We start from the raw sequence: 296 nt of genomic DNA, 5'->3' as shown, positions 1-296 counted from the left end.
CCCAAGCATGGATAGATAAGCAGCAACAGCAAGTACTGCACTGTCGCTACTTTCATTTGGTGTTTACCTTACCCCATGAACTTAATGAACTCACTCATAGCGAGGCGCAGGCAAAGCATCTCTACAGCGCACTTTTCGAGGCGGTATGGCAAACCTTAAGTCGATTTGGAATGACCCGCAAACACTTGCAAGGTCAACTTGGGTGCACTGCGGTATTGCATACCTGGGGACAAACCTTAACTCAGCACATCCATTTACACTGTTTAATCCCGGGAGGCGCAGTCACAGAGCAAGGG

The 296-nt window shown here is 49.0% G+C and carries 1 protein-coding gene; it reads left to right on the top strand.

Translation table 11 applies throughout. The annotated features are described in order from the left end of the window. Nucleotides 1-296, top strand: a 296-nt coding sequence (locus AAEZ02_RS22130) for an IS91 family transposase (protein WP_351125146.1), incomplete at both ends; no start/stop codon positions are given.

It is taken from the genome of Shewanella sp. T24-MNA-CIBAN-0130 (assembly GCF_040310185.1).
Lineage (GTDB): Bacteria > Pseudomonadota > Gammaproteobacteria > Enterobacterales > Shewanellaceae > Shewanella > Shewanella psychromarinicola.
This window is presented reverse-complemented; position numbering and strand designations above follow the sequence as displayed.